This window comes from Pseudoduganella umbonata, from assembly GCF_014192225.1.
Taxonomy (GTDB): Bacteria; Pseudomonadota; Gammaproteobacteria; order Burkholderiales; family Burkholderiaceae_D; genus Rugamonas; species Rugamonas umbonata.
The window spans coordinates 257,831-278,584 of sequence record NZ_JACHXS010000008.1; the positions used below are offsets into that span (position 1 = coordinate 257,831).

Annotated in this window: 16 protein-coding genes; 7 read left to right on the forward strand and 9 right to left on the reverse strand. The window is 66.3% G+C overall.

All coding sequences use genetic code 11. From position 1 onward, the window contains the following. The first annotated feature begins 3 nt into the window (after positions 1–3). The 6 genes from FHS02_RS20750 (at position 4) to FHS02_RS20775 (ending at position 7,380) form a co-directional block, all read left to right on the forward strand. Entirely contained in the window at positions 4–738 is a 735-nt protein-coding gene (locus tag FHS02_RS20750; protein WP_137316524.1) for a GntR family transcriptional regulator, read from the forward strand. Beyond that, a complete protein-coding gene (nagA, locus tag FHS02_RS20755) occupies positions 735–1,862 on the forward strand; it encodes an N-acetylglucosamine-6-phosphate deacetylase (RefSeq protein ID WP_137316523.1) in 1,128 nt (375 codons plus the stop codon). The genes FHS02_RS20750 and nagA overlap by 4 nt, the downstream gene beginning before the upstream one ends. Beyond that, complete coding sequence (locus FHS02_RS20760; protein WP_137316522.1) at positions 1,852–2,865, forward strand: SIS domain-containing protein; 1,014 nt, start codon at positions 1,852–1,854, stop codon at positions 2,863–2,865. Before nagA ends, FHS02_RS20760 begins: the two co-directional genes overlap by 11 nt. Before the next feature lie 143 nt (positions 2,866–3,008). Then, the gene (gene nagZ / locus FHS02_RS20765; protein ID WP_137316521.1) at positions 3,009–4,502 is read left to right on the forward strand and encodes a beta-N-acetylhexosaminidase; all 1,494 of its coding nucleotides are present in this window, start codon (positions 3,009–3,011) and stop codon (positions 4,500–4,502) included. Between the two features lie 101 nt (positions 4,503–4,603). Next, on the forward strand, positions 4,604–5,917 hold the full coding sequence (locus FHS02_RS20770) for an MFS transporter (protein ID WP_137316520.1): 1,314 nt from the start codon (positions 4,604–4,606) through the stop codon (positions 5,915–5,917). A 158-nt stretch (positions 5,918–6,075) separates the two neighbouring features. Continuing rightward, positions 6,076–7,380 (forward strand): tetratricopeptide repeat protein, encoded by a 1,305-nt coding sequence (locus FHS02_RS20775; RefSeq protein WP_137316519.1) that lies wholly within the window; start codon positions 6,076–6,078, stop codon positions 7,378–7,380. A 159-nt stretch (positions 7,381–7,539) separates the two neighbouring features. On the opposite strand, the gene FHS02_RS20780 is transcribed toward FHS02_RS20775, so the two are convergent. From FHS02_RS20780 to FHS02_RS20790, 3 genes are all read right to left on the reverse strand, one after another. Next, on the reverse strand, positions 7,540–8,532 hold the full coding sequence (locus FHS02_RS20780) for a glycoside hydrolase family 18 protein (protein WP_137316518.1): 993 nt from the start codon (positions 8,530–8,532) through the stop codon (positions 7,540–7,542). Beyond that, positions 8,529–9,362, reverse strand: a complete 834-nt coding sequence (locus FHS02_RS20785; protein ID WP_137316517.1) for a cupin-like domain-containing protein — start codon at positions 9,360–9,362, stop codon at positions 8,529–8,531. Before FHS02_RS20785 ends, FHS02_RS20780 begins: the two co-directional genes overlap by 4 nt. A 123-nt stretch (positions 9,363–9,485) precedes the next feature. After that, complete coding sequence (locus tag FHS02_RS20790; protein ID WP_137316516.1) at positions 9,486–12,284, reverse strand: TonB-dependent receptor; 2,799 nt, start codon at positions 12,282–12,284, stop codon at positions 9,486–9,488. A gap of 373 nt (positions 12,285–12,657) precedes the next feature. Between FHS02_RS20790 and FHS02_RS20795 the strand changes: the two genes are divergently transcribed. Then, positions 12,658–13,395: a GntR family transcriptional regulator gene (locus FHS02_RS20795; RefSeq protein WP_137316515.1), complete on the forward strand. Its 738-nt coding sequence runs from the start codon at positions 12,658–12,660 to the stop codon at positions 13,393–13,395. Positions 13,396–13,415: 20 nt separating this feature from the next. Here FHS02_RS20795 and FHS02_RS20800 read toward each other — a convergent pair whose 3' ends face one another. The 6 genes from FHS02_RS20800 to rplS all read right to left on the reverse strand — a co-directional run bounded on the left by FHS02_RS20800 (position 13,416) and on the right by rplS (position 20,650). Further along, complete coding sequence (locus FHS02_RS20800; RefSeq protein WP_137316514.1) at positions 13,416–14,873, reverse strand: serine hydrolase; 1,458 nt, start codon at positions 14,871–14,873, stop codon at positions 13,416–13,418. Positions 14,874–15,028: 155 nt separating this feature from the next. Then, a complete protein-coding gene (locus FHS02_RS20805; protein ID WP_137316513.1) occupies positions 15,029–17,749 on the reverse strand; it encodes a M16 family metallopeptidase in 2,721 nt (906 codons plus the stop codon). A 71-nt stretch (positions 17,750–17,820) separates the two neighbouring features. Next, positions 17,821–18,132 carry a DUF3579 domain-containing protein gene (locus tag FHS02_RS20810; protein ID WP_137316512.1) on the reverse strand — a complete coding sequence of 104 codons (312 nt, stop codon included), beginning with the start codon at positions 18,130–18,132 and terminating at the stop codon, positions 17,821–17,823. A 322-nt stretch (positions 18,133–18,454) separates the two neighbouring features. Beyond that, on the reverse strand, positions 18,455–19,414 hold the full coding sequence (locus FHS02_RS20815) for a CobD/CbiB family protein (RefSeq protein WP_137316511.1): 960 nt from the start codon (positions 19,412–19,414) through the stop codon (positions 18,455–18,457). A 36-nt stretch (positions 19,415–19,450) separates the two neighbouring features. Then, on the reverse strand, positions 19,451–20,134 hold the full coding sequence (locus FHS02_RS20820) for a CoA pyrophosphatase (RefSeq protein ID WP_137316510.1): 684 nt from the start codon (positions 20,132–20,134) through the stop codon (positions 19,451–19,453). 126 nt (positions 20,135–20,260) lie between these two features. Continuing rightward, on the reverse strand, positions 20,261–20,650 hold the full coding sequence (gene rplS, locus FHS02_RS20825; protein WP_137316509.1) for a 50S ribosomal protein L19: 390 nt from the start codon (positions 20,648–20,650) through the stop codon (positions 20,261–20,263). Positions 20,651–20,754 lie beyond the last annotated feature (104 nt).

Sequence of the window (20,754 nt, forward strand, 5' to 3'; positions counted from 1 at the left end):
AGCATGCCGGCCCGACTGCGCGATTTCCATCCCGACGCCGCCAGCGATACACCGCTGTACATGCAGGTGGCCAACCGCCTGTCCGACGGCATCACCGGCGGCGACTGGCGTGCCAACGAGGCGCTGCCCTCCGAGCGCGTGCTGTCCGACGCGCTGAGCATTTCACGGGTCACGGCGCGCAAGGCGATCGACCTGCTGTGCGACCGCGGCATGCTGACGCGCCGGCGCGGGTCCGGCACCTACATCACGCCGAAGCTGGAACAGCCGCTGTCGCGCCTGACGAGCTTCTCCGAAGAACTGCGCCAGCGCGGCTTCACGGCCGGTTCGCGCTGGCTGCAGCGCGAGATCGGCATCGCGGCACCGCTCGAGGTGCTGGCGCTCGGCCTGTCGCCCAATATGCCGGTGGCGCGGCTGAAACGGCTGCGCACGGCCGATGACGTGGTGATGGCGATCGAGACGTCGACCATCCCGGCCGCGTACATTCCCGATCCGCAGCACGTCACCGATTCGCTGTACGGCTACCTGGAAGCGCACGGCACGGTGCCGATGCGGGCGCTGCAGCACATCCGCGCGATCAACGCCAATGCCGAACAGGCGAAACTGGCCGATATCGCGCCTGGCACGGCGATGCTGCACATCACGCGCGTGAGCTACCTGGACAGCGGCGCCGCGGTGGAACTGACCCACTCGTGGTGCCGCAGTGATTATTATGAATTCGTAGCGGAGTCGCGTCGATGAACGATGCCAACAAACAAAATAGTATCAAGGGCAACATCCTGACCACCGGCGGCTGGATCGCCGGCACCATTTCCTTTACCGAACGGGTGGCCGGCATCGACGGCGCCGCCGCCGATCCGGCACTGAACGCCGACGACTATATCCTGCCCGGCTTCGTCGACCTGCACGTGCATGGCGGCGCGGGACGCGACGTGATGGAAGGCGGCGAAGCCGTCCACCGGATCGCCGCGATGCATGCCCGCCACGGCACCACCAGCATCCTGGCCACGACGATGACGGCGCCGCCGGAAGACATCGACCTGGCCTTGACCGCCATCGGCAAGGCGGTGCGCCAGCGCGGCAAGGGCGAGGCGCGCGTGCTGGGCGCACACCTGGAAGGTCCGTACATCAATTCCGGCAAGCTGGGTGCGCAACCGAATTTCGCGCGCGCCGCCACGCTGGCCGAAGTCAAGCGGCTCGAACTCCTGGCGCCGCTGCGCGTGATCACGGTGGCGCCGGAAATCGCCGGCCACCTTGCCCTCGTGCGCGAACTGGCCGACGAAGGCATGCGCGTGCAGATCGGCCACACGCTGGGTTCCTATGAAGACGGCGTAGCCGCCCTGGAACATGGCGCGGCCGGCTTCACGCACCTGTTCAACGCGATGAGCCCGCTGCACCACCGCGAGCCCGGCATGGTGGGCGCGGCGCTGGCGCATGCACAGTTCGCCGAACTGATTCCCGACCTGCTGCACGTGCATCCCGGCGCCATCAAGACCGCGCTGCGCGCGATTCCCCAACTGTACTGCGTGACCGATTCCACCTCCGCCACCGGCATGCCGGACGGCGAGTACATGCTGGGCCGGCACACCGTGCACAAGTGCATGGGCGGCGTGCGGCTGCCGGACGGCACGCTGGCCGGCAGCACGCTGACGCTGGACCAGGCGCTGCGCAACCTCGTCGGCCTCGGGCTGGACCTGGCCGATGCCTCGGCCCGCGTCTCCACGCACGCCGCCGATTACCTGGGACTGGAAGAGCGCGGCCGCCTGGCCGCCGGTACCTGGGCCGACATCGTGGTGCTCGACCGCGACCTGAAACTGAAAGCCGTCTACATCGAAGGAGAATGCATTGACCTCAATGATGCTTAAGGAAGCGCTGTCCGCGGCCGACTGCGTGGCCGGACAGCTGGCGCACGACGTCGACCGCTACGCCGAACTGGGCCGCCGGCTCGCCGGCACGCCGTTCTCCACCGCGCTCACCGTGGCGCGCGGCAGTTCGGACCATGCATCGAACTATATCGCCTACCTGATCATGGCGCGGCTCGGGCGCGTGGTGGCCTCGCTGCCGATGTCGCTCGTCACGCTGCACAAGTCGCCGCTGATCACGCGCGACACGCTGACGATCGCCGTCTCGCAATCGGGCCAGAGCCCCGACGTGGTCGAGCCGATCCGCTACTTCCGCGATGGCGGCGCCACCACGGTGGCCCTGGTCAACGACATCGACTCGCCGCTGGCGCAGGCCGCCGAGTGGGCGATGCCGCTGCGCGCCGGCAAGGAGCTCAGCGTGGCGGCCACGAAGAGTTTTATCACGTCGCTGGTGGCCGGTGCGCGGCTGGTGGCGAACTGGCAGGACGATCCGGAGCTGAAGGACGGGCTGGCGGCACTGCCGGAGGCCTTGCGGGCCGCCGCGCAGGCCGACTGGCAGCAGGCGGTGGACGCGCTGGCCCCGGCCCGCAACATCATGGTTGTCGGTCGCGGCATCAGCTTCCCCGTCGCGCTGGAAGCGTCGCTGAAGTTCAAGGAAACCTCGGCGCTGCAGGCCGAAGCGTTTTCCGGCGCCGAGATCAAGCACGGCCCGATGGCGCTGATCGAGGAGGGTTACCCGCTGCTGATCTTCGCCACCCGCGGCCCCACGCAGGCAGGCCTGCTGGCGCTGGCGGACGAAATGCGCGGCCGCGGTGCGCGCGTGCTGCTGGCGGCCCCCGGCGACGTCGCCGCGCGCGACCTTACGCTGCCGGTGGCCGCCACGCCGGACCTGGACCCGATCGTGGCGATCCAGGCGTTCTACGTGATGGCGGCGCAGCTGTCGGCCGCGCGCGGACTCGATCCGGACAAGCCGCGGCACCTTTCCAAGGTCACGAAGACCAACTAGGCGAACTGGGTCAACTCAGCCAACCGGGCCGGCCAAGCAGGCAAGTTCGCGCCGGCGGCCGGACCGCCGCCTCGCAAGGCGCTTCGGAAATGCGCGCCGCGATCGCGGTTCCCTTCTTCTACTTTAACGTACTGCCTCCGCCCATGAACGAACCACTCCACGCATTGCGCAAGCTGGCGGCCCAGCTGATCATGATCCGCTTTCCCGGCACCGAACTGGACGCCGCCACGGCGGCGTTCCTGAAGGAGAACGGCATCCGCGCCGTCTGCCTGTTCCGCGGCAACATGACCGATGCGGCGCAGCTGGCGAAACTGACGGCCGACCTGCGCGCCGTGCTCGGCCCCGAAGCGCTGATCGCGATCGACCAGGAAGGCGGTGCCGTGGTGCGCTCGACCTGGGTGCCGGCACCGCCGGCGGCGATGGGCCTGGGCGCCGCGGACGATACCGGCCTGGCGCAGCGCACCGGCGCCGCCGTGGCGCGCGCCGTGAAGGCGCTGGGCTTCAACTGGAACTTCGCGCCGGTGCTGGACCTGAACAACAACCCGCACAACCCGGTGATCGCCGAGCGCTCGTTCGGCGCCGATCCGCAACGGGCGGCGGAACTGGCGATGGCGTGGATGGCCGGCAGCGAGGCCGAAGGCGTGGCCTGCTGCGTCAAGCACTTCCCCGGCCATGGCGACACCAGCGTGGATTCGCACCGCGACCTGCCCACCGTCGACAAGCCGCGCGCCGAGCTGGAAGCGTTCGAGTTCGCGCCGTTCCGCGCCGCCGCGCCGGTGGCGCCGGCCGTGATGACGGCGCACATCGTCTACCCCGCCATCGACGCCGACAACCCGGCCACGATGTCGCCGGCGATCCTGGACGGCATCCTGCGCCGCGAGTGGAACTACGGCGGCGTGATCATCACCGACGGCATGGACATGCACGCGATCGCCGGCCGCTACGGCGTGGGCAACGCCGCGGTGCGCGCGCTGGCTGCCGGCGCCGACATGGTGATGGCGCTCGGCACCCCGCAAACACAGGACGAGACGCTCGACGCGATCGCGCGGGCCATCGCCGACGGCACCATCGGCCGCACCCGGGTCGACGAAAGCCTGGCCCGGCTGGCGGCGCTGGCGGCGAAATATCCCTGCGCGCCGCGCGACTACACCGAGGACGCCGCGGACCGCGAAGTGATGGCCGAGGGCTGGCGCCGCGCACTGACCAGCCGCGGCAACCCGCACCGCCCCGCGCCCGGCGCAAAGGTACGGCTGGTGGCGCGGCAGGATGTCGTCAGCGACGGCGTGTCGGAAGCCGGCGTGCCCGCCGCCAGCGTCGCCGACATGCTGCGCAGGCTGTACGACGTGGACCTGGTGACGTTCGCCGATGCCGAAAGCTTCGACTGGTCGGCGTTGCCGGATGACGGCCGCTATACCATCCTCGCCTCCACCTCACGCCTGCGCTACGGACCGCATGCCCGCGCTACCTGGCGCCCCGACCTGCACGTGGCACTGTGGAATCCCTACCAGGCGCTCGACATCGATGCGCCCGCACTGATGACCTACGGCTTCGCCGCGCCGGCGCTGGCAGCGGTCGGCGCCTGGCTGGCCGGCGACCTGGAAGCGGCCGGCAAATGCCCGGTGCCGGGCTTCGCATAATCATCACGACTACGACCACGACCACGACCACGGGACCGACGATGCCGAACGCCGCCAATGAAGTCAAACCGGCAGCCACGCAGGCGGCTATTCAGACAGCCATGCAGGCAGGAAGCCCGGGCCGCAATCCGCCGTTCTGGGTGCCCTCGCTGTACTTCGCCCAGGGCCTGCCCTACTTTGCCGTGGCGCTGATCGCCGGGCTGATGTTCAAGAGCATGGGCGTGGCGAACGAGGATATCGCGCACTGGACCGCCTATATCGGCGCGGCATGGGTCTTCAAGCCGCTGTGGAGCCCGTTCCTGGAACTGGCGCCCAGCAAGAAGGCGGTGGTCGTCACGTTCCAGCTGCTGGGCGGCGCCTGCCTCGGCCTGGTGGCGCTGGCGCTGCACCTGCCGGTATGGCTGGCGGCCAGCGTGGCAATGCTGGGCCTGGTGGCGATCAGCTCGGCCACCCACGACATCGCCTGCGACGGCCTGTATATCGCCAGCCTCAGCAAGAAACAGCAGGCCCAGTATGCCGGCTGGACCGGCACGTTCTTCAATGCGGGCCGCTTCATTTCGCTGGGCGGGCTGGTGATCCTGGCCGGGCAGCTGGAAAAAACGCAGGGCGTGACGAACGCCTGGACCATCATCTTCCTGATCCTGGCCGGTACGATGGTGTCGCTGGGCCTGTACCACGCCTGGTCGCTGCCCACCGCCGCCAACAGCGGCGGCAGCGACCGTACCGCCGCCGGCATCGCCCGCACGCTGAAGGAAGTCATCATCGACTACCTGAACAAGCCTGGCATCTGGGTATCGATCCTGTTCATCATCCTGTTCCGCGCCGGCGAAGCGCAGGTGCAGACGATCGGCCCGCTGTTCCTGCGCGACGCGCTCGACAAGGGCGGCCTGGGCCTGTCGACCGCGGAAGTGGGCATCGTCTACGGCACCTCGGGCACGGTGGCATTCATCGTCGGCTCGATCGCCGGCGGTTACTTCACGTCCTGGCTGGGGCTGCGCCGCGCCATCCTGCCGCTGATCCTCGCGGTGAACCTGCCGAACCTGGTGTTCTGGTACCTGTCCACCTGGCACCCGCACGACCTGGTGATCATCGGCGCCGCGCTGTCGGCCGAGATGTTCGGCTATGGCTTCGGCTTCGTCGGCATCATCCTGTACATGATGCAGGTGGTCGCGCCCGGCAAGTACACGACGGCCCACTACGCCTTCTCGACCGGCATCATGCAGCTGGGCTTCGTGCTGTTCAAGTGGGTCAGCGGCGATATCCAGGCCGCGCTGGGCTACCAGCAGTTCTTCGTCTGGGTGCTGGTGGCCGCCATCCCGGTCGCCGTGCTGTCGCAGTTCATTCCGATGGAATCGCGGGTGGCGCATGATGCCGAGCCGGCCAGTGGGCAGCGGCCGGAAGCCGCCGCGCAATAATCCCTGCCGGCGGGCGATTTGTTTGCGGTACCAATGGCGCCGGAAGCCCTTTGGTAGTATCTTTACGCGTCGCCGCAGTTGCGTTAATTGAAACCCTAACGTTATTAAAATTTATGGGACAATAAGTGTTTGTCCCTTGATTGAAGGATTTTTTCATCATGCCCCAGACCCGTCTCGCCCGCATCAGCCTCCTGCTGGCTGCCATCGGCCTGAACGCCGCTTTCGCGCTGCCCGCGGCCGCGTTTGCACAAGACAAGCCCGCTGCCCAGGCCGAGGCGCCGAAGGACACCGTGCGCCCTGAGATCTTCAAGCTGGTCGACCCGGCCCAGATCAAGCCGCTGATGGATGCCAAGAATTACGACGAAGTAAAAAACCGCCTGGCCCAGGCGGAAGCGCTGCCGAACCGCACCGTGTACGAAGACTTCGTGCTGAACCGCATGCGCATCTCGGTGGCATCGGCCACCAACGACACCGCCGCGCTGACCACCGCACTGGAAGCCGTGATCAATTCGGGCAAGCTGCAGCCGACCGAACAGCGCGACTTCGTGCAGGCGCTGGCTACCCAGTACTACAACAACAAGGATTACGCGAAAGCGATCACCTGGTTCAACCGCTACCAGACCGAATCGGGCGACACCAAGGTACGTCCTTACATCATTCGCGCCCATTACTTCAACAACGACTTCGCCACCGCGAAGACGGAACTGCTGAAGGACCTGGACGCGCACCAGAAAGCCGGCACCACGCCGAAGCTGGAAGAGCTGCAACTGCTGGCCAACTCCGGCGCGAAAACGAAAGACCAGGCCACTTACCTGGTGGCGCTGGAAAACCTGGTGCGCTACTACCCGAACGACGATTACTGGCTCGACCTGCTGAGCCGCACGCAGGGCAAGGCCAGCTACTCGAACCGTTTCGCGCTGGACGTGCTGCGCCTTGAGAAAGTGGCCGTGTCGAAGATGGCCGCGGAAGAGTACACGGCACTGGCCGAGCTGGCACTGCTGGCCGGCCAGCCGATCGAAGCCAAGCAGGCGCTCGATGCCGGCTTCTCGAACGGCGTGCTGGGCACCGGTGCCAAGGCGCCGGAACACAAGAAGCTGCGCGCGCAGGCCGACAAGCAGGCCGCGGACGACACGAAGAACATCGGTACCGGCGAAGCCTCTGCCCGCAAGTCGAAGAACGGCACCGGCCTGATCAACCTGGGCTACGCGTACGTGACGCTGGGCCAGCACGACAAGGGCATCGCTTTGATCCAGGAAGGCATCGCCAAGGGCGGCCTGCAGAACGCCGAAGACGCCAAGCTGCGCCTCGGTTATTCGTACGCGCTGGCCGGCCGCAAGGACGACGCCATCAAGACGCTGCAGACCGTGACCGGTACCGATGGCCGTGGCGACCTGGCACGCTACTGGATCATGTGGGTGAACCGCCCGGCCGGCGGCAACGCCCAGGCCCAGGCAGCGCAGTAATCGACGCAGCAATCGCGCGCCCCCTGCCGGGCGCGCCGTCGAAGAGCGGGAATGGCCGATGGCCTTCCCGCTTTTTTATTGGGCGGCGCCGGTGCACTGGTGCCGGACATCTTTCCGGACGCTTCATCCGGAAAGGACACCGGTGTTCCTCGCCGGCCCTCAGCGCTTCCCGCCCGGCCCCTCCCTGAACGCCGCATCGAACGTGCCCGCGGCACCGTCCATTCCGCTGCAGCGGTCGCTGGCGCCCTGCACCGGCACCTTGCACGGCTGGTCGCGATCCAGCGACCACCAGTGCAGGCCGGCCAGGCCCATGTCCTTCACGGCCGCGCCCAGCATGCGCGCATCGGCCAGCGTGAAATCGTTGCGGGCCACATCGTTCACGCCGATCATCGGCGTCACCTCGATCTGCGCGAGCGGGACACCGTACTTCTCGTGCACATTGCGTACCGCCTGCACGGCGGACCTGCCCATGTCGCACACGTCGCCGCGCAGCACGCACACGTCGGACGCGGGCGGGCCGTAATCCATCACCATCAGGTTGAATGTCCAGTCGCGCAGGCTGCTCGCGCGCACCGCGGCAAGGATTGTCTCGCCCAGCGCATTCAGGCTGCGCTTGCTGCCGTCGGCCGCCGCATGCGTGGCGACGGTGAACGAAAAGCGCAGTTGCGGGCGCTTGCGCTGCGCGGTGGCGGCGCGCTGCACGAGCGAAGCGATCTGCTCACTGGTCTGCCCCGCCTCGATGTCGAAGTCGATGCCGGCCAGGTGCTTCGAATCGTAGCGGGCGAGGAAGCGTTCCATGCCTTCATCGGTGGCGCAGGTGAACACGCCGCCCTGCCCGCCCGTTGAGATCACGTAATCGATACCGGCCATGGCGAAAGCCGCCACATTGGCCTGCGCCACTTCGGCACCGGTTTGCTCCTGCCATACTTCGCTGCCGCATTCGCCGGTGGCAAAGGCCCACGTCAGCGCCGCCGGCTTGCCCGCTACATAGAGCGTGCCGTCGCGCGCGCCGATCGCGTGGTCCGGCGCGCGGTTCAGCGGCAGGAATTTATAGGGGCTGACGACCACGCGCGGCGCGGCCAGCGCGGCCGGGCCGCACAGCGCCAGCAGCATTGCCGGCAGGATTGCCTTTGCAAGCGGGTGTTTTTTCATCGGTTCTCCATGGCTTGCGCCAGCACGCCGGCCTTCGTCAGGCCGCCGGCCGCCGGCGCGGCCCACCAGTAATTGACCATGGCATTCAGCACGCCGATCGATTCGACGTGATGCCACCACAGCGAGGGAATGTACAGCGCGTCGCCGGGTTCCAGCTCCGCGACGATGGCGTGCTCCAGCGCTTCGCGGAATTTCGGAAAGCGCCCGAAGTCGGGCGCGCGGAACGCCACGAGGCTGATCGGCGTCGGGGTCGGCGCAAAGTCGAGCGGGCCGAGGTACAGGTTGGCCACCTGCTCCGGCGGGAACAGCGTGAAGCGGCGCCTGCCGCCGACGACGCAGGCGAGATTGTGCGACTCGTCGAAATGCGCCGGCGTGATCACCTCGTTGCCGAGCCACAGCCGCGGCGCCACCGCCGGGTCCCTCAGTTGCTCCATCGGCGGCGCGCGGTTTTCCGTTGGGAAGCCGGGCAGCACGTCATCCAGCAACGCGCTTTGCATCGCCACCGCCGGCGCGGCCGGAAACTGCGAATAGCGCGCCACCTGTTCGAGCACGGCCGCCACCGTGCGCTTGCTGCGCACGAAGTTGAAACCCTTCATGTCGGGCGAATAGAACAGCCGGCCCCGCGCCTCCGGCGGCATCAGCACGGTATCCGAGACCCCGCCACGCTCGAAGTGCAGCAGGTAGCGGCACAGCGCCTCCGGCGACTTGCGCGCCTGCGCCACGGCGGGCCAGTGATCGACGCAGCCGCGCAATACCACCGGCCGCTGCGCCGCCAGCGCAGCGGCCCAGCTTTCGCGCGTCATGTCGCCGATCTCGTTACAGGGGTTCATGTTTCCTGGCATCACCACAGCAGTGTTGTAAAAAAATCGGGGACTGTCCCTCCCGGAGGGACTGTCCCTCCCGGGGGGACTGTCCCCGACTTCACCGACTTCATGCCATATTTCTGCGATCGATCAATACTTGAACCGCAGGCCGGCGTAGTACTGCGCGCCGTTCGAGTAGAAGCGGCCCGGCTGATCCTTGTTGTACACGTAGTTCTTCAGGATCGGCTCGTTCAGGTTCTGCCCGCTTACGGTGAGGATGACGTTCTTCGTGATGTTCCAGTTCAGCGAGGCCGACAGCTGCCCCACCGCGTCCTGGTACAGCGGCGTGCCGCGGTCCTGGGCGGCCAGGTAGGACGAACGCCACGCGTAGCCGATGCGCACGTTGAAGCGCTCGTTCTCGAAGAAGGCGCCGACGTTGGCGGTGGTCTTCGAGGCGCCCAGCATGTCGCACGGGTCGGACGACGTCATCGTCTGCGTCGCGGGGCAACTGCCGAAATCCTGCTTCGAATCCGACAGGGTCACGTTGCCATCCACGCCGAAGCCCGCGCCCAGCGGCATCTGCAGCGCCAGTTCGATGCCCTTCACGTTCGCATCCACGTTGATCGGCGACGTGATCGTGTAGGTGGCGAAGGTCGGCTGGCCCGACTGCTGCGATGCGCGGCTGTCGATGAACGTGCCGGTGCTGGAGCCGTAGCCCACGTAGTTGTGCAGGTCCATGTAGAACAGGCCCACGGATGCCAGCGCGCGCGGCGCGAAGTACCACTGCACGGTTGCATCGAGGTTGTTCGACAGCGTGGGTTTCAGTGCCGCGTTGCCGCCGTTGCCGGTATGCGTTTCATCGGTCAGCGACACGGTGCCGCCCAGCGCGCCGAAGTCCGGCCGCGTCATCGTGCGCGAGGCGCCGAAGCGCGCCACCACGTCGCTGCGCACGTCGAAGCGCAGGTTCAGGCTCGGCAGGATCTCGGTGTGGTTGTTCTCGATGCGCGTCTGCTGCACGAAGCCGCCCCACGGGAACGAAGGCAGGTTCCCGCCCGGCAGCTGGTTCGGCAGGATCTGGTAGCCGTTCGACTCGCCTTCGGTGCGCACCACGCGCACGCCGACGTTGCCGCTCCAGCCTTCGCCTTCCAGCTCGGACGACACGTAGGCGGCCTTGGTCTTCTCCGTCAGGTTGAACATGTCCGGATAGTAGATGCGCTCGGCGCTGCGGTTCGAGTGTTCGGCGCCCCATGCCTGCAGGATGGCCGGATCCAGTTCCCACACGTTGCGCGGGAAGTCGCCGCCCAGGTCCTTGCCGAAATCGCCCGGGTACGTGTTGCCGTTCCAGGCCGGGTTGGTGTTGGCGGTGCCGGGTTCCGTGTTGGCCCAGTTCGGCCCCTGCGAGATCGCGAAGTTGCTGCGCTTGTGGTCGGTGCCGCGCAGGCCGAACTTGATTTCCTTGAAGGTGTCGTTGTCGAGGCGGAAGGCGGCGTCGATCTGGCCGTAGGTTTCCTCGTCAGACGTGGTGGCCGGGCTGTAGCCGAACACCCAGTCCAGTACCGTGCCGGTGAACACGGACGTGTCGATGCTGGGGAACTTCACCGTGGCCGGCGAGCCCAGGCCGTTCAGCTGGTAGCTGACGCCGGAGTTGTTCACGTCGCCCTCGTACACGCCCTGCGACGGCGTGGCACCGGTACCGCGGGTCTTGCCGATCAGGCCGGAAATGGTCAGCTGGTCGTTGACGCGCCACTTGCCGTTCAGGTCGAGGAACTCCGATTTCGCATAGGCGCCTTCGCGCACGATGTCGTCGACGATGCCGTAGCGCAGCGGCGCGGTGGCGGTACCCTTGTTGCTGTAGCTGACCGAGGTCAGCGTGCCGTTACGCACCGTGTACGAATCGGGCACCACGTTGCCGCCGATGGCACCGCTGCCATTCATGTCGGTCATGTAGTTGCGGTTGTAGTTCGACGCTTCCAGCTTCGAATTGAAGTACGTGGCTTCCACCGACAGGTCGCGCGATGGCTTGATCTGCGCGGCCACCAGGCCGCCCTTGCGGTGGCGTTCCTGCGTGAACAGCGAGGAGCCGATCAGGCGCGGGTACCACACGTTGGCGAGATCCGGGCGCGCCTGCGCCAGCGGGCTGTTGGCGCCGATCTGCGTGTACTGCAGCAGTTCCTGGCCGTCGCGGCGCAGGCTGCGCTTCTCGGAGAAGCCCTGCAGCATCACGCCGAAGGTATTGGTGGCGTTCTTCCAGTTGACCAGGCCGGAGAATTGCGGGTCGGTCTTCTCGGCCAGCGTGGAGTACACGGCCTGCACCGAGCCTTCCAGCGTCAGCTGTTCCTTGAAGTCGAGCGGGCGGCGCGTGATCACGTCGATCGAGCCGGCGGCGCCGCCTTCGACCATGTCGGCGGTCGCCGCCTTGCGGACGATGACCTGGCCGACGATCTCGGAAGGCAGCAGCGAATACGACGTGGTGCGGCCGACGGCGCCGCCCACCTGGTCGAGGACGAACCAGTCGCCGGACGACACGGCATGGCCGTTGATCGTGGTCTGGGTCAGGCTGGGCGCGGTGCCGCGCAGGCTGACGCGGTCGTTCTCGTCAAAGCCGCCGGAACCGGCCGCGGAGGAGCTGATGTTCACGCCGGGCAGGCGCTGCAGCGAGTCGGCCACGTTCTTGTCCGGCATCTTGCCGACGTCTTCGGCGGTGATGACCTCGACGTTGGCGGCGGCATTGCGCTTGACCGCCAGCGACTGCTGCAGCGCGGCGCGGATACCGGTGACGATCACCCGTTCCGGCTCGGCCTGCGGCACACCGCCCTGGTCCGCGGACTGCTGTGCGTGTGCCGTGCCGGCGATGCCCAGCACGAGGATCGCGGCAGCGGCCGCCGCTGGCGTGAGACGGTTGGTGGCCGGGCGGTGCTGGTGTTGTTGTGGTGCCTGGATGCGCTTCATTTACTCCCCCTTGATGAGGGCCCGTCGTGGTGCCGGGCCGGTCGTTTCGTGATTCCGTGCGCGCCGCACCGCCGGTACGCCGCCAACGGTACAGCTGCAAAGCTGCTACCTCTTACAAACCAATCGAGCGCCAATATAACGCCAACCAATACCAGAACACTACCAATTTCCTTCTTTTTTTATAATGTTGTATCAGGAATACATACCACTTACCGTCAAAATGCCCCCAGATAGCGCTAACTCCCCGTAGCTGCCGCCTTGCTGGCATGCGGACCGCTTTATGTATGGTCTTTTTTTGGTATTATCGACGCCGCCATTCCCTGGTCGTTCCGGCCAGGCCCATAACGCGAACGGACGATTCGGGGAGAACACATTGACTTCGCTGGCGGACATCATGCGCGGCATGCGGCAGACGGGGCTGCCGCTGTACCAGCAATTGCAGCGGGCGCTGCGCGAAGCGGTGGACAAGCGCATCTTCGGCCCCGAGGAAGCGTTGCCGGCCGAGCGGCAACTGGCGGCCGACCTGGCGATTTCGCGGATCACGGTGCGCAAGGCCATCGACGGCCTGGTCGACGAAGGCCTGCTGGTGCGCCGCCCCGGCTCGGGCAATTTCATCAACACCCGCATCGAGAAGAATTTTGCGAAGCTGACCTCTTTTTCGGAAGATATCCGTGCGCGCGGCCGCATCCCGCACAGCGTGTGGCTGAAGCGGTCGGAAGGCACGGTGACCCCGGAAGAGGCGCTGCGCCTGCGGCTGTCGCCCGGCGCGCCGGTGTACCGCTTCAACCGGATCCGCTTTGCCGACGACGTGCCGATGTGCCTCGAATACGCGACGATCGTCGCCACCGCCCTGCCCTCGCTCGACGCGGTGGATGTGTCGATGTACGAAGCGCTGGAGAAGACCGGCCACCGCCCGGTGCGCGCGCTGCAGCGCCTGTCCGCGCTGCTGCTCAATGCCGAGCAGGCGCAGTTGCTGCACACGCGCGAAGGCGACGCCGGCCTGGCCGTCGAGCGCCTCGGCTTCCTGCGCGACGGTCGCGCGGTGGAATTCTGCCGCTCGATCTTCCGCGGCGACATGTACGATTTCGTGGCGGAGCTGAGCACGCCGTAGCGGGCCGCCCCGCCGTTCCCTCAGGGCTTTGTCACGTCGCTGCCTGGTGGCTGCGCCGGCGCCGCCGCCTGCATCCGCCGGTGCACGTTGACGCCGCGATCGCCAGTGACCATCAACGCCGTCACGGCGCCCGTCGCATCGCGCGTGAAATCCACGGTCGTCAGGCTGTCGCCGATCAGGAAGCCATCGGCCTTGTAGTGGCGCAGCGGCATGGGCGGCCTGCTGGTGCGCTGCATCGACAGCGAGCCGCCGTCCGGGCGCACCGTCAGGCTGGTCTTGTCGTCGATCCGATAGACGCCGGCATAGGCGGCCAGCGTTGCCGTGTCCAGTTTCGCATTGGAAGGTTGCGGCAATGGTTTGCCGGCGATCCGCATGGCCACCTGGCGCGTCAGCTTGTCGAGCGGCGCGGCGCCCGCGCCCGCCTCGTTATTTGCCAGCACGGCCACGTAGATGCGCTCGTTCGGCAGCCACACCGCATCGGTGGCGAAACCGTTGATATTCCCCCCATGGAAGACCAGCGGCGTGCCGTGGAGCTGGCCGACGAACCAGCCGTAGCCATACGGGCCGGCCTTGCCGTCGGCCAGCGTGAACGGCGTGAAGGCGCGCCGCAGCGTTTCCGGCCGTACCAGCTTGCCGTCGGCCAGCGCCGCCTGCCAGCGCGCCAGGTCGTCCACGTTCGAGACCAGCGCACCGGCCGCGTACGGCCAGGCCATGCTGAGCGGTTCGGCCGGCCGCGGGTGGCCGTCGCGCACGCCGTAACCCGGCACCGGCTTCAACGCCGGGCCGCTGCCCTCATAGCCGGTATGCGCCATGCCGAGCGGCTTGAAGATGCGTTCTTCCAGGAAGCGGGCGTATGACTGGCCGGACACCTTCTCGATGATCGCGCCGAGCAGGAAGTAGCCCGAGTTGTTGTAGCTGAACGCGCTGCCGGGCGCGGATTCGGGCGTGTCGTTCTTGAAGTAGTCGATGCCCTGAGCGACGCTGACGTCGCGCATCATCACCTCGCCGAAATCCTTCTTGCTGGTGTAGCTGACGATGCCCGAGGTATGCGTCAGCAGGTGCTCGACGGTGACCACCCTGCCGCCCGTCGGGTAGTCGGGCAGGAAGCGCGTGATGTCGTCGGAAAGCGCCAGCCTGCCCTCGTCGGCCAGCATCAGGATGCCGACGGCCGTGAACTGCTTGGTGATCGAACCGAGGCGCAGCACCGCTTGCGGCGCCAGCGGCTGCTTCGCGGCCACGTCGGCCAGGCCGTAGGCCTTGCGGAACACGGTCTTGCCATCCTTCGTGGCGATGACGGTGACACCGGGCGCATCGGCCCTGAAATGCGGCGCGAGCAGCGCATCGATGCCGGCGGCCAGCGGCTCCTGCGCGGTCCGGACCGGCGCGGTACGGACGGGATCGGACTGGGCGGCGGCGAACGGCGCCTGCAGGCACAGGGCGGAAAGGACAATGACGGCGGCGGCGGAACGCTGGAACATGGTTTTTCCCGAAGTGTAGAAAAACACATCGTAGTGCTTGCCGCCGCGGATGCATGCGCCTTGCGACGAACGGGCGTATGGCGCGACGGGATGAAAAAAACGGGGCGCCGCCGCAGGTCGCGAACGACCCGCGGCGGCGCCCCGCGCTACCACTCTTACTTCGCTTTCGACTGGTCCCCGGCCACCACCACGACAAGCTTCGCCGGGTCGACGTGCTTGCGGAACGCGGCGTTGACCTGCTCCACCGTCAGTGCCTGCAGCTTCTGTTCATGCTGCTTGCTCCACGCGAAGGTACGATCCAGATACAGGAAGTTGGTCCACGCACTGGCCACCACGCCATCCCTGGTGCGGTTCTGCACGCGCTGCTGCAGCAGGCCCGATTTGGCGCCGGCCACTTCGGCGGCGGTGAAGCCGTTCTTCAGCGCCAGTGCCAGCTCTTCGCGCACCGCCGCCTCGACCTTCTTCAGGTTCTGCGGCGCGGCGATCGCGTTGATCGTGAAGTTCGAGGCGCGGTCGATGTCGCCCGCGTACAGCGAGGAACCGCCGCCATACGACAGGCCGTCCTTCTGGCGGATGCGGTCCATCAGCCGCGACTTCAGGCCGCCGTCGCCGAAGATGAAGTTGGCCAGTTCCAGCGCCGGATAATCCGGGTCGTCGCTGCGCAGGTCGAGGTTCATGCGCGCGATGTAGAAGCCGTTTTCCTTGTCCGGCGTGTCGATCGCCTTGCGTGTCGCGGGCCGGTCCGCGTTCGCATCGAGGATGCGGGCATACGCCGCCTTGCTGTCCCAGCCTGCCAGCGCATCGGCAACCGTCTTGCTGGCGGCCTCCTTGTCGAAGTCGCCCACGATCGCCAGCTCGCCATGCGAGGCGCCGTAGAATTCGCGGTGATACGCTTTCACGTCGTCCAGCTTCATCGCCTTCAGTTCGGCCAGTTGCTCGTCGACCGTCATCACGTTGCGCGGGTCGCCTTTCGGCCAGTGGTCGAAGTACTCGCTGAGCGCCTGGCTGGCCAGCGATGGCGGTTCGTTGCGGTTCGCCTCGATGCCGACGATCCACTGCTGGCGCAGCTGCTCGAATTCCGCTTCGGGGAAGCTTGGCTCCTTCAGCACGTGGGCCATCAGGCGCAGCGCTTCATCGAGGTATTCGCGGGTGGTGTCGAAGGCGTAGACGCTGTTGCCGGTCATCTTCAGCTTCGACATCGCGTCGGCCAGCTGGGCGCGCGTGTACTTGCCGGTGCCGCGCGTGAGCATTTCGCCGGTCACGGCGGCCACCATCGATTTGCCGAACTGGTTCTTCTCGTCGCCCCAATGGAGCCGCAGGTTGACCGACACCGTTTCGCCGCGGTTCTTCTTCGGCAGGAGGGCCGCTTCGATGCCGCCGATCTTGCGGATCTCGGTGCGCGCCATGATGTTGTCCTGGCTCGGATCGAAATTCTCGGAGGTGAGCACGCTTTCCTTCGCCTTGTAGTCCTTCATCACCTCCTGCGCGGTGGGCGCCGCGCCGATGACGGCGCGCTGCGGCGCATCGTCCGGCAGGAACAGGCCGACGGTGCGGTTGTCGCGCCTGAAATAGCGCGCGGCCGCTTCGGCCACCTGCTGCGCGGTGATCTTCGGCAGCGCGTCGCGGCCCTGGAACAGCAGGCGCCAGTCGCCCAGTGCGATCTGCTCGGAGAGCGCCACGCCGACCTGCTGCGGATCGTTCAGCGCCTTCTCGATGCCGTTGGCGAAATTGCGGCGCGTGCGCTCCATCTCCTCCTCGCTGGGCGGAGTCTTGGCGAAGCCTTCGATGGCCTCGACCAGCGCATCGCGCACCGGCTCGACCGCCTGCCCGGCCTTGACGACGGCGCCGAACAGCTGCAGGCCCGGCGCGTAGCCGGTCTGGCCGAAGCTGAACACCTGCGCCGCCTTGCCCGTTTCCACCAGCAGCTTGTGCAGGCGGCCGTTCGGCGCATCGCCCTGGATCTGGCTCATGAACTGCAGCGGATCGGCGTCCGCGTGCAGGCCGGCGGGTACCTTGTAGCCCACCAGGATCAGCTGCACGTCGCCCTTGCGACGCACGGCGAACTGGCGCTCGCCGTCCTGCGCCGGTTCGACCGTCCAGAACGGCGGCAGCTTGCGCTTCGGCTTGGGAATCACGCCGAACGACTTGCTGATCCACGCAAGCGTCTGCGACGGATCGAACTTGCCGGCCACCAGCAGCACGGCGTTGTCCGGCTGGTAGTACGTGCGGTAGAAAGCCTGCAGGTTCTCGATCTTCACGTTCTCGATGTCGCTGCGGTTGCCGATCGTCGAGCGGCCGTAGCTGTGCCAGTCGTAGGCCACGCTTTCCATCCGCTTCATCAGCACGCCGAACGGGCTGTTCTCGCCGGCCTCGTATTCGTTGCGCACCACGGTCATCTCGGAGTCGAGGTCCTTCTTCGCGACGAACGATTTCGTCATGCGCTCCGCTTCCATCTCCAGCGCCCACTTCAGGTTACCGGCGCTGGCCGGGAACACTTCGTAGTAGTTGGTGCGGTCCTGCGACGTGGTGCCGTTGAAGTTCATGCCGCGCTCGGAGAACTGCTGCGGGATGTTGCGGTTCTTCGGCGTGCCCTTGAACAGCAGGTGTTCGAGCAGGTGGGCCATGCCGGTCTCGCCGTAGTTCTCGTGGCGCGAGCCGACCAGGTACGTGACGTTGACGGTGACGGTGGGTTTCGACGAATCGGGGAACAGCAGGACTTTCAGGCCGTTCGGCAGGCGGTATTCGGTGATGCCTTCCACGGAGGGACCCTTGACCACGCCGGGCGGCAGGGTCTGGCCATGGACTGCGGGGAGAACGAATGTCAGGCTGAAGCAGGACAGCAGCGCTGCGGGAAGAGATGCATGGCGTAGGGTCATGTGGTTTCGCTTGTCGCGTTGGCAAAACCACATCGTACGCCGTCCGTGCACGGCGTGGAAGGGACTGGCTTCTATCGCCTGTCGGCGGGTTCCGGCACCGAGCAGGCGTCGACCACCTGCAGCTTGTTGTCGACGGCGAACTGCTTGACGAAGTGATAGGCCATCGGCTCGATGTCCTTCAGGGTTTCATCGACGACGACGGCCTTGACGCCATTGATCATGGTCGGCCGCACCAGCGGCGAGTACTGCAGGTGGGCATTGCGGCCGCCGGTACCCGCGGGCCGGAAGCATGACATCACACCGCACAGGCGATCGGCCCAGTCGCTGGGACGAAACTGCTTGCCGTCGGTGGTAAGCCCAAGAATGAAGAACTCGCTGGCCATAGGCTAAGAAACTGGTACGTGGCAGAGGTACTGGAAAATGCGCTGAAATTCACGCTGAAATTCACGCTGAAATACGCGCTGAAAATGAAGCTGAAAAACACGCCGGACAACGCGCTGAGTATTATATCTTATAGAAGACTTGGACACCGCAGTACCCGACCGCGCCGGATGGATTTTCGAATAATGAACGTTCATGCGCCACCCCCGCCGCGTGCCGGCTTGCGCACGGCAAGCGTGCGAGCGCATTGTAAGCCGGTTCGCCCGATCGCGGTTTTCCGCATGGGCGCGATGTCCAGCGCGTCCATGCTGGCCAGTTTGGGCATCAGCCAAGTGCCATCGCGCCGGACATCAACAGCAGCAGCAGCATCCACAGCAGCAGCGCGCGCCAGACCAGGCCCACGGTACTCTGCAGTGCGCGCACCGTGGGCTCGTCGCCGGGCAGCGTTTCCACTTCGACATCGCTGATATCGACAGTCGCGGCATCGGCCGGCACCACCTTCGCGGCGTTCTCCTGCGGCGTGCCGAGGCGCACGCCCATGGCGCCGCCGCCGGCGGCCAGGATGATGCCGATCGCTTCGTCGCGCCAGCGATGGGCGAAGTTGCGCCATGCGTAGATCGCGTCCTCGAAGTTGCCGACCACGGCGAAGGCCACGGCCGTCAGGCGCGCGGGAACCCAGTCGATCCAGTAGAACGCCTTCGCGGCGAACTGGCCGAACGCTTCGTTCTTCATGTGATCCGGTTCGTTCCAGGCACGCGCCAGGTATTCGGACACGCGGTACATCACGGCGGCAGCGGGGCCCAGCGGCAGCAGGAACCAGAAGAACACGCCGAACACATTGCGGTGCGTGGTGATCAGGGCCTTTTCGACGGCGACGCGGGCGATCTCGTTCGCTTCCAGTCCCACCGTATCCTGCTTCGTCCATTCGGCCAGCAGCGCGCGGGCCGCGGCTTCGTCGCCCGCGTTCAGCGCCAGCTGGATCGACGTGAAATAGTGGCTGTAGTGGCGAAAGCCCAGGGTCAGGTAGACGATCAGCACGTTCCATGCGAACGCGGCCAGGATCAGGTTATAACGCAGCAGTACCCAGTAGATCAGCCCGGTAGGCACCATCAGCGCCGCCATCACCAGGAACCACCCCATGCGGCCGTGGGTTGCCTGGCCCGCGTTGAACCAGGTTTCCATGCGCACCGCGAACAGCTTGATGTTGGCGTAGATCGGGTTATCCGCGCGCAGCGGCTTCATTTGCTCGAGCAGCAGCGCGCAGAGAATCGAAAGAAATGTCATCTAAATCCCTTGGGGTGCAATGTGCGCTACGATAGCTTAAGCGCGCAAGAAATGAAACAGATTGCGCAGCATGCCGGCGGTGGCGCCCCAGATGAAATGGCCCTCGTACGGCATGGTGTAGAACGTGCGTTTCGCCTGCCGGTTTTGCTCCCCGTCCGTGCCTGGCGGCGTCGCCGAACGCACCTCGTGATGGGCGCCGTCCATCAGGAAACGCAGCGGCACTTCGAAGATTTCGGCGACCTCGAACGGGTCCGCCTTGAGCTCGAACGGCGGCGCGACGAGACCGACGACCGGCGTCACCGCGTAGCCGGTACCCGTGTAATACAGCGGCAGCGTACCCAGGATCTCGATGTGCCGGCGATGCAGGCCGATCTCCTCTTCCGTTTCGCGCAGCGCGGTATCGACGGCATCGGCATCGTCATGTTCGGCGCGCCCGCCGGGAAAGGCCACCTGTCCGGCATGGTCGTTCAGGTGCGCGGTACGCTGCGTCAGCAGCACCGTGATGCCATGCGGGCGAAGCACCAGCGGCACCAGCACGGAGGCGGGCGTGGGGTTCGGCTTGACGGCACGCGATTCGTCCGCGGTCTCCGGCAGCCAGTCGAGCGGCCGTGCAAAGCGTTCGCGCAGCCAGCCGGGCGCCAGTCGCTCGTGCGGCAGCGCCGGTTCGCCGGCGATGGTGTCGATGGGGAGCTGCGCGGGATCGAAGAGCGGCTTGGCCAAGGTGGTCTCCTGGAGGGGCGATACCGGCAGGTATGGGCAAAGGGGCAATAAAAAAGGGTGCCGAGGCACCCTTTTCCAATAATCGACGACGACCTTCGCGGCAAGCTTCGCCGCGAAGAATGCCGATTATTCGCCTTGCGTCGCAGCAGCAGCGGCGCGGCGGTTCGGCAGTTTTTCCTTGATACGTGCGGATTTGCCCGAACGCTCGCGCAGGTAGTACAGCTTGGCGCGACGGACGTCACCACGACGCTTCACTTCGATCGAAGCGATCAGCGGGGAGTACAGCTGGAAGGTACGCTCGACGCCTTCGCCGGACGAGATCTTGCGAACGATGAAGTTCGAGTTCAGGCCACGGTTGCGGCGGGCGATCACGACGCCTTCGTAAGCCTGGGCGCGCTTGCGCGTGCCTTCGACCACGTTCACGTTCACCACCACGGTATCGCCAGGGGCGAACTGAGGGATGTTCTTGCCCAGGCGGGCGATTTCTTCTTGCTCGAGTTGCTGGATCAGATCCATTTTATGACTCCTGTTGCCATCTTGCCGGCGCAGCTTTTGATTTGCCCGGTAGAGGATGGGTTTGAACAAGCGGACCGTCACCGGTCCGCACGGTTACTACTACT

Coding starts and splice junctions, on each gene's coding strand:
- FHS02_RS20750 (WP_137316524.1), top strand. CDS start 4: ATGCCGGCCCGACTGCGCGATTTCCATCCCGACGCCGCCAGCGATACA.
- FHS02_RS20815 (WP_137316511.1), bottom strand. CDS start 19,414: ATGACATTTCTTTCGATTCTCTGCGCGCTGCTGCTCGAGCAAATGAAG.
- FHS02_RS20790 (WP_137316516.1), bottom strand. CDS start 12,284: ATGAAGCGCATCCAGGCACCACAACAACACCAGCACCGCCCGGCCACC.
- nagZ (WP_137316521.1), top strand. CDS start 3,009: ATGAACGAACCACTCCACGCATTGCGCAAGCTGGCGGCCCAGCTGATC.
- FHS02_RS20760 (WP_137316522.1), top strand. CDS start 1,852: ATGATGCTTAAGGAAGCGCTGTCCGCGGCCGACTGCGTGGCCGGACAG.
- FHS02_RS20770 (WP_137316520.1), top strand. CDS start 4,604: ATGCAGGCAGGAAGCCCGGGCCGCAATCCGCCGTTCTGGGTGCCCTCG.
- FHS02_RS20775 (WP_137316519.1), top strand. CDS start 6,076: ATGCCCCAGACCCGTCTCGCCCGCATCAGCCTCCTGCTGGCTGCCATC.
- FHS02_RS20810 (WP_137316512.1), bottom strand. CDS start 18,132: ATGGCCAGCGAGTTCTTCATTCTTGGGCTTACCACCGACGGCAAGCAG.
- FHS02_RS20800 (WP_137316514.1), bottom strand. CDS start 14,873: ATGTTCCAGCGTTCCGCCGCCGCCGTCATTGTCCTTTCCGCCCTGTGC.
- nagA (WP_137316523.1), top strand. CDS start 735: ATGAACGATGCCAACAAACAAAATAGTATCAAGGGCAACATCCTGACC.
- rplS (WP_137316509.1), bottom strand. CDS start 20,650: ATGGATCTGATCCAGCAACTCGAGCAAGAAGAAATCGCCCGCCTGGGC.
- FHS02_RS20780 (WP_137316518.1), bottom strand. CDS start 8,532: ATGAAAAAACACCCGCTTGCAAAGGCAATCCTGCCGGCAATGCTGCTG.
- FHS02_RS20785 (WP_137316517.1), bottom strand. CDS start 9,362: ATGAACCCCTGTAACGAGATCGGCGACATGACGCGCGAAAGCTGGGCC.
- FHS02_RS20805 (WP_137316513.1), bottom strand. CDS start 17,749: ATGACCCTACGCCATGCATCTCTTCCCGCAGCGCTGCTGTCCTGCTTC.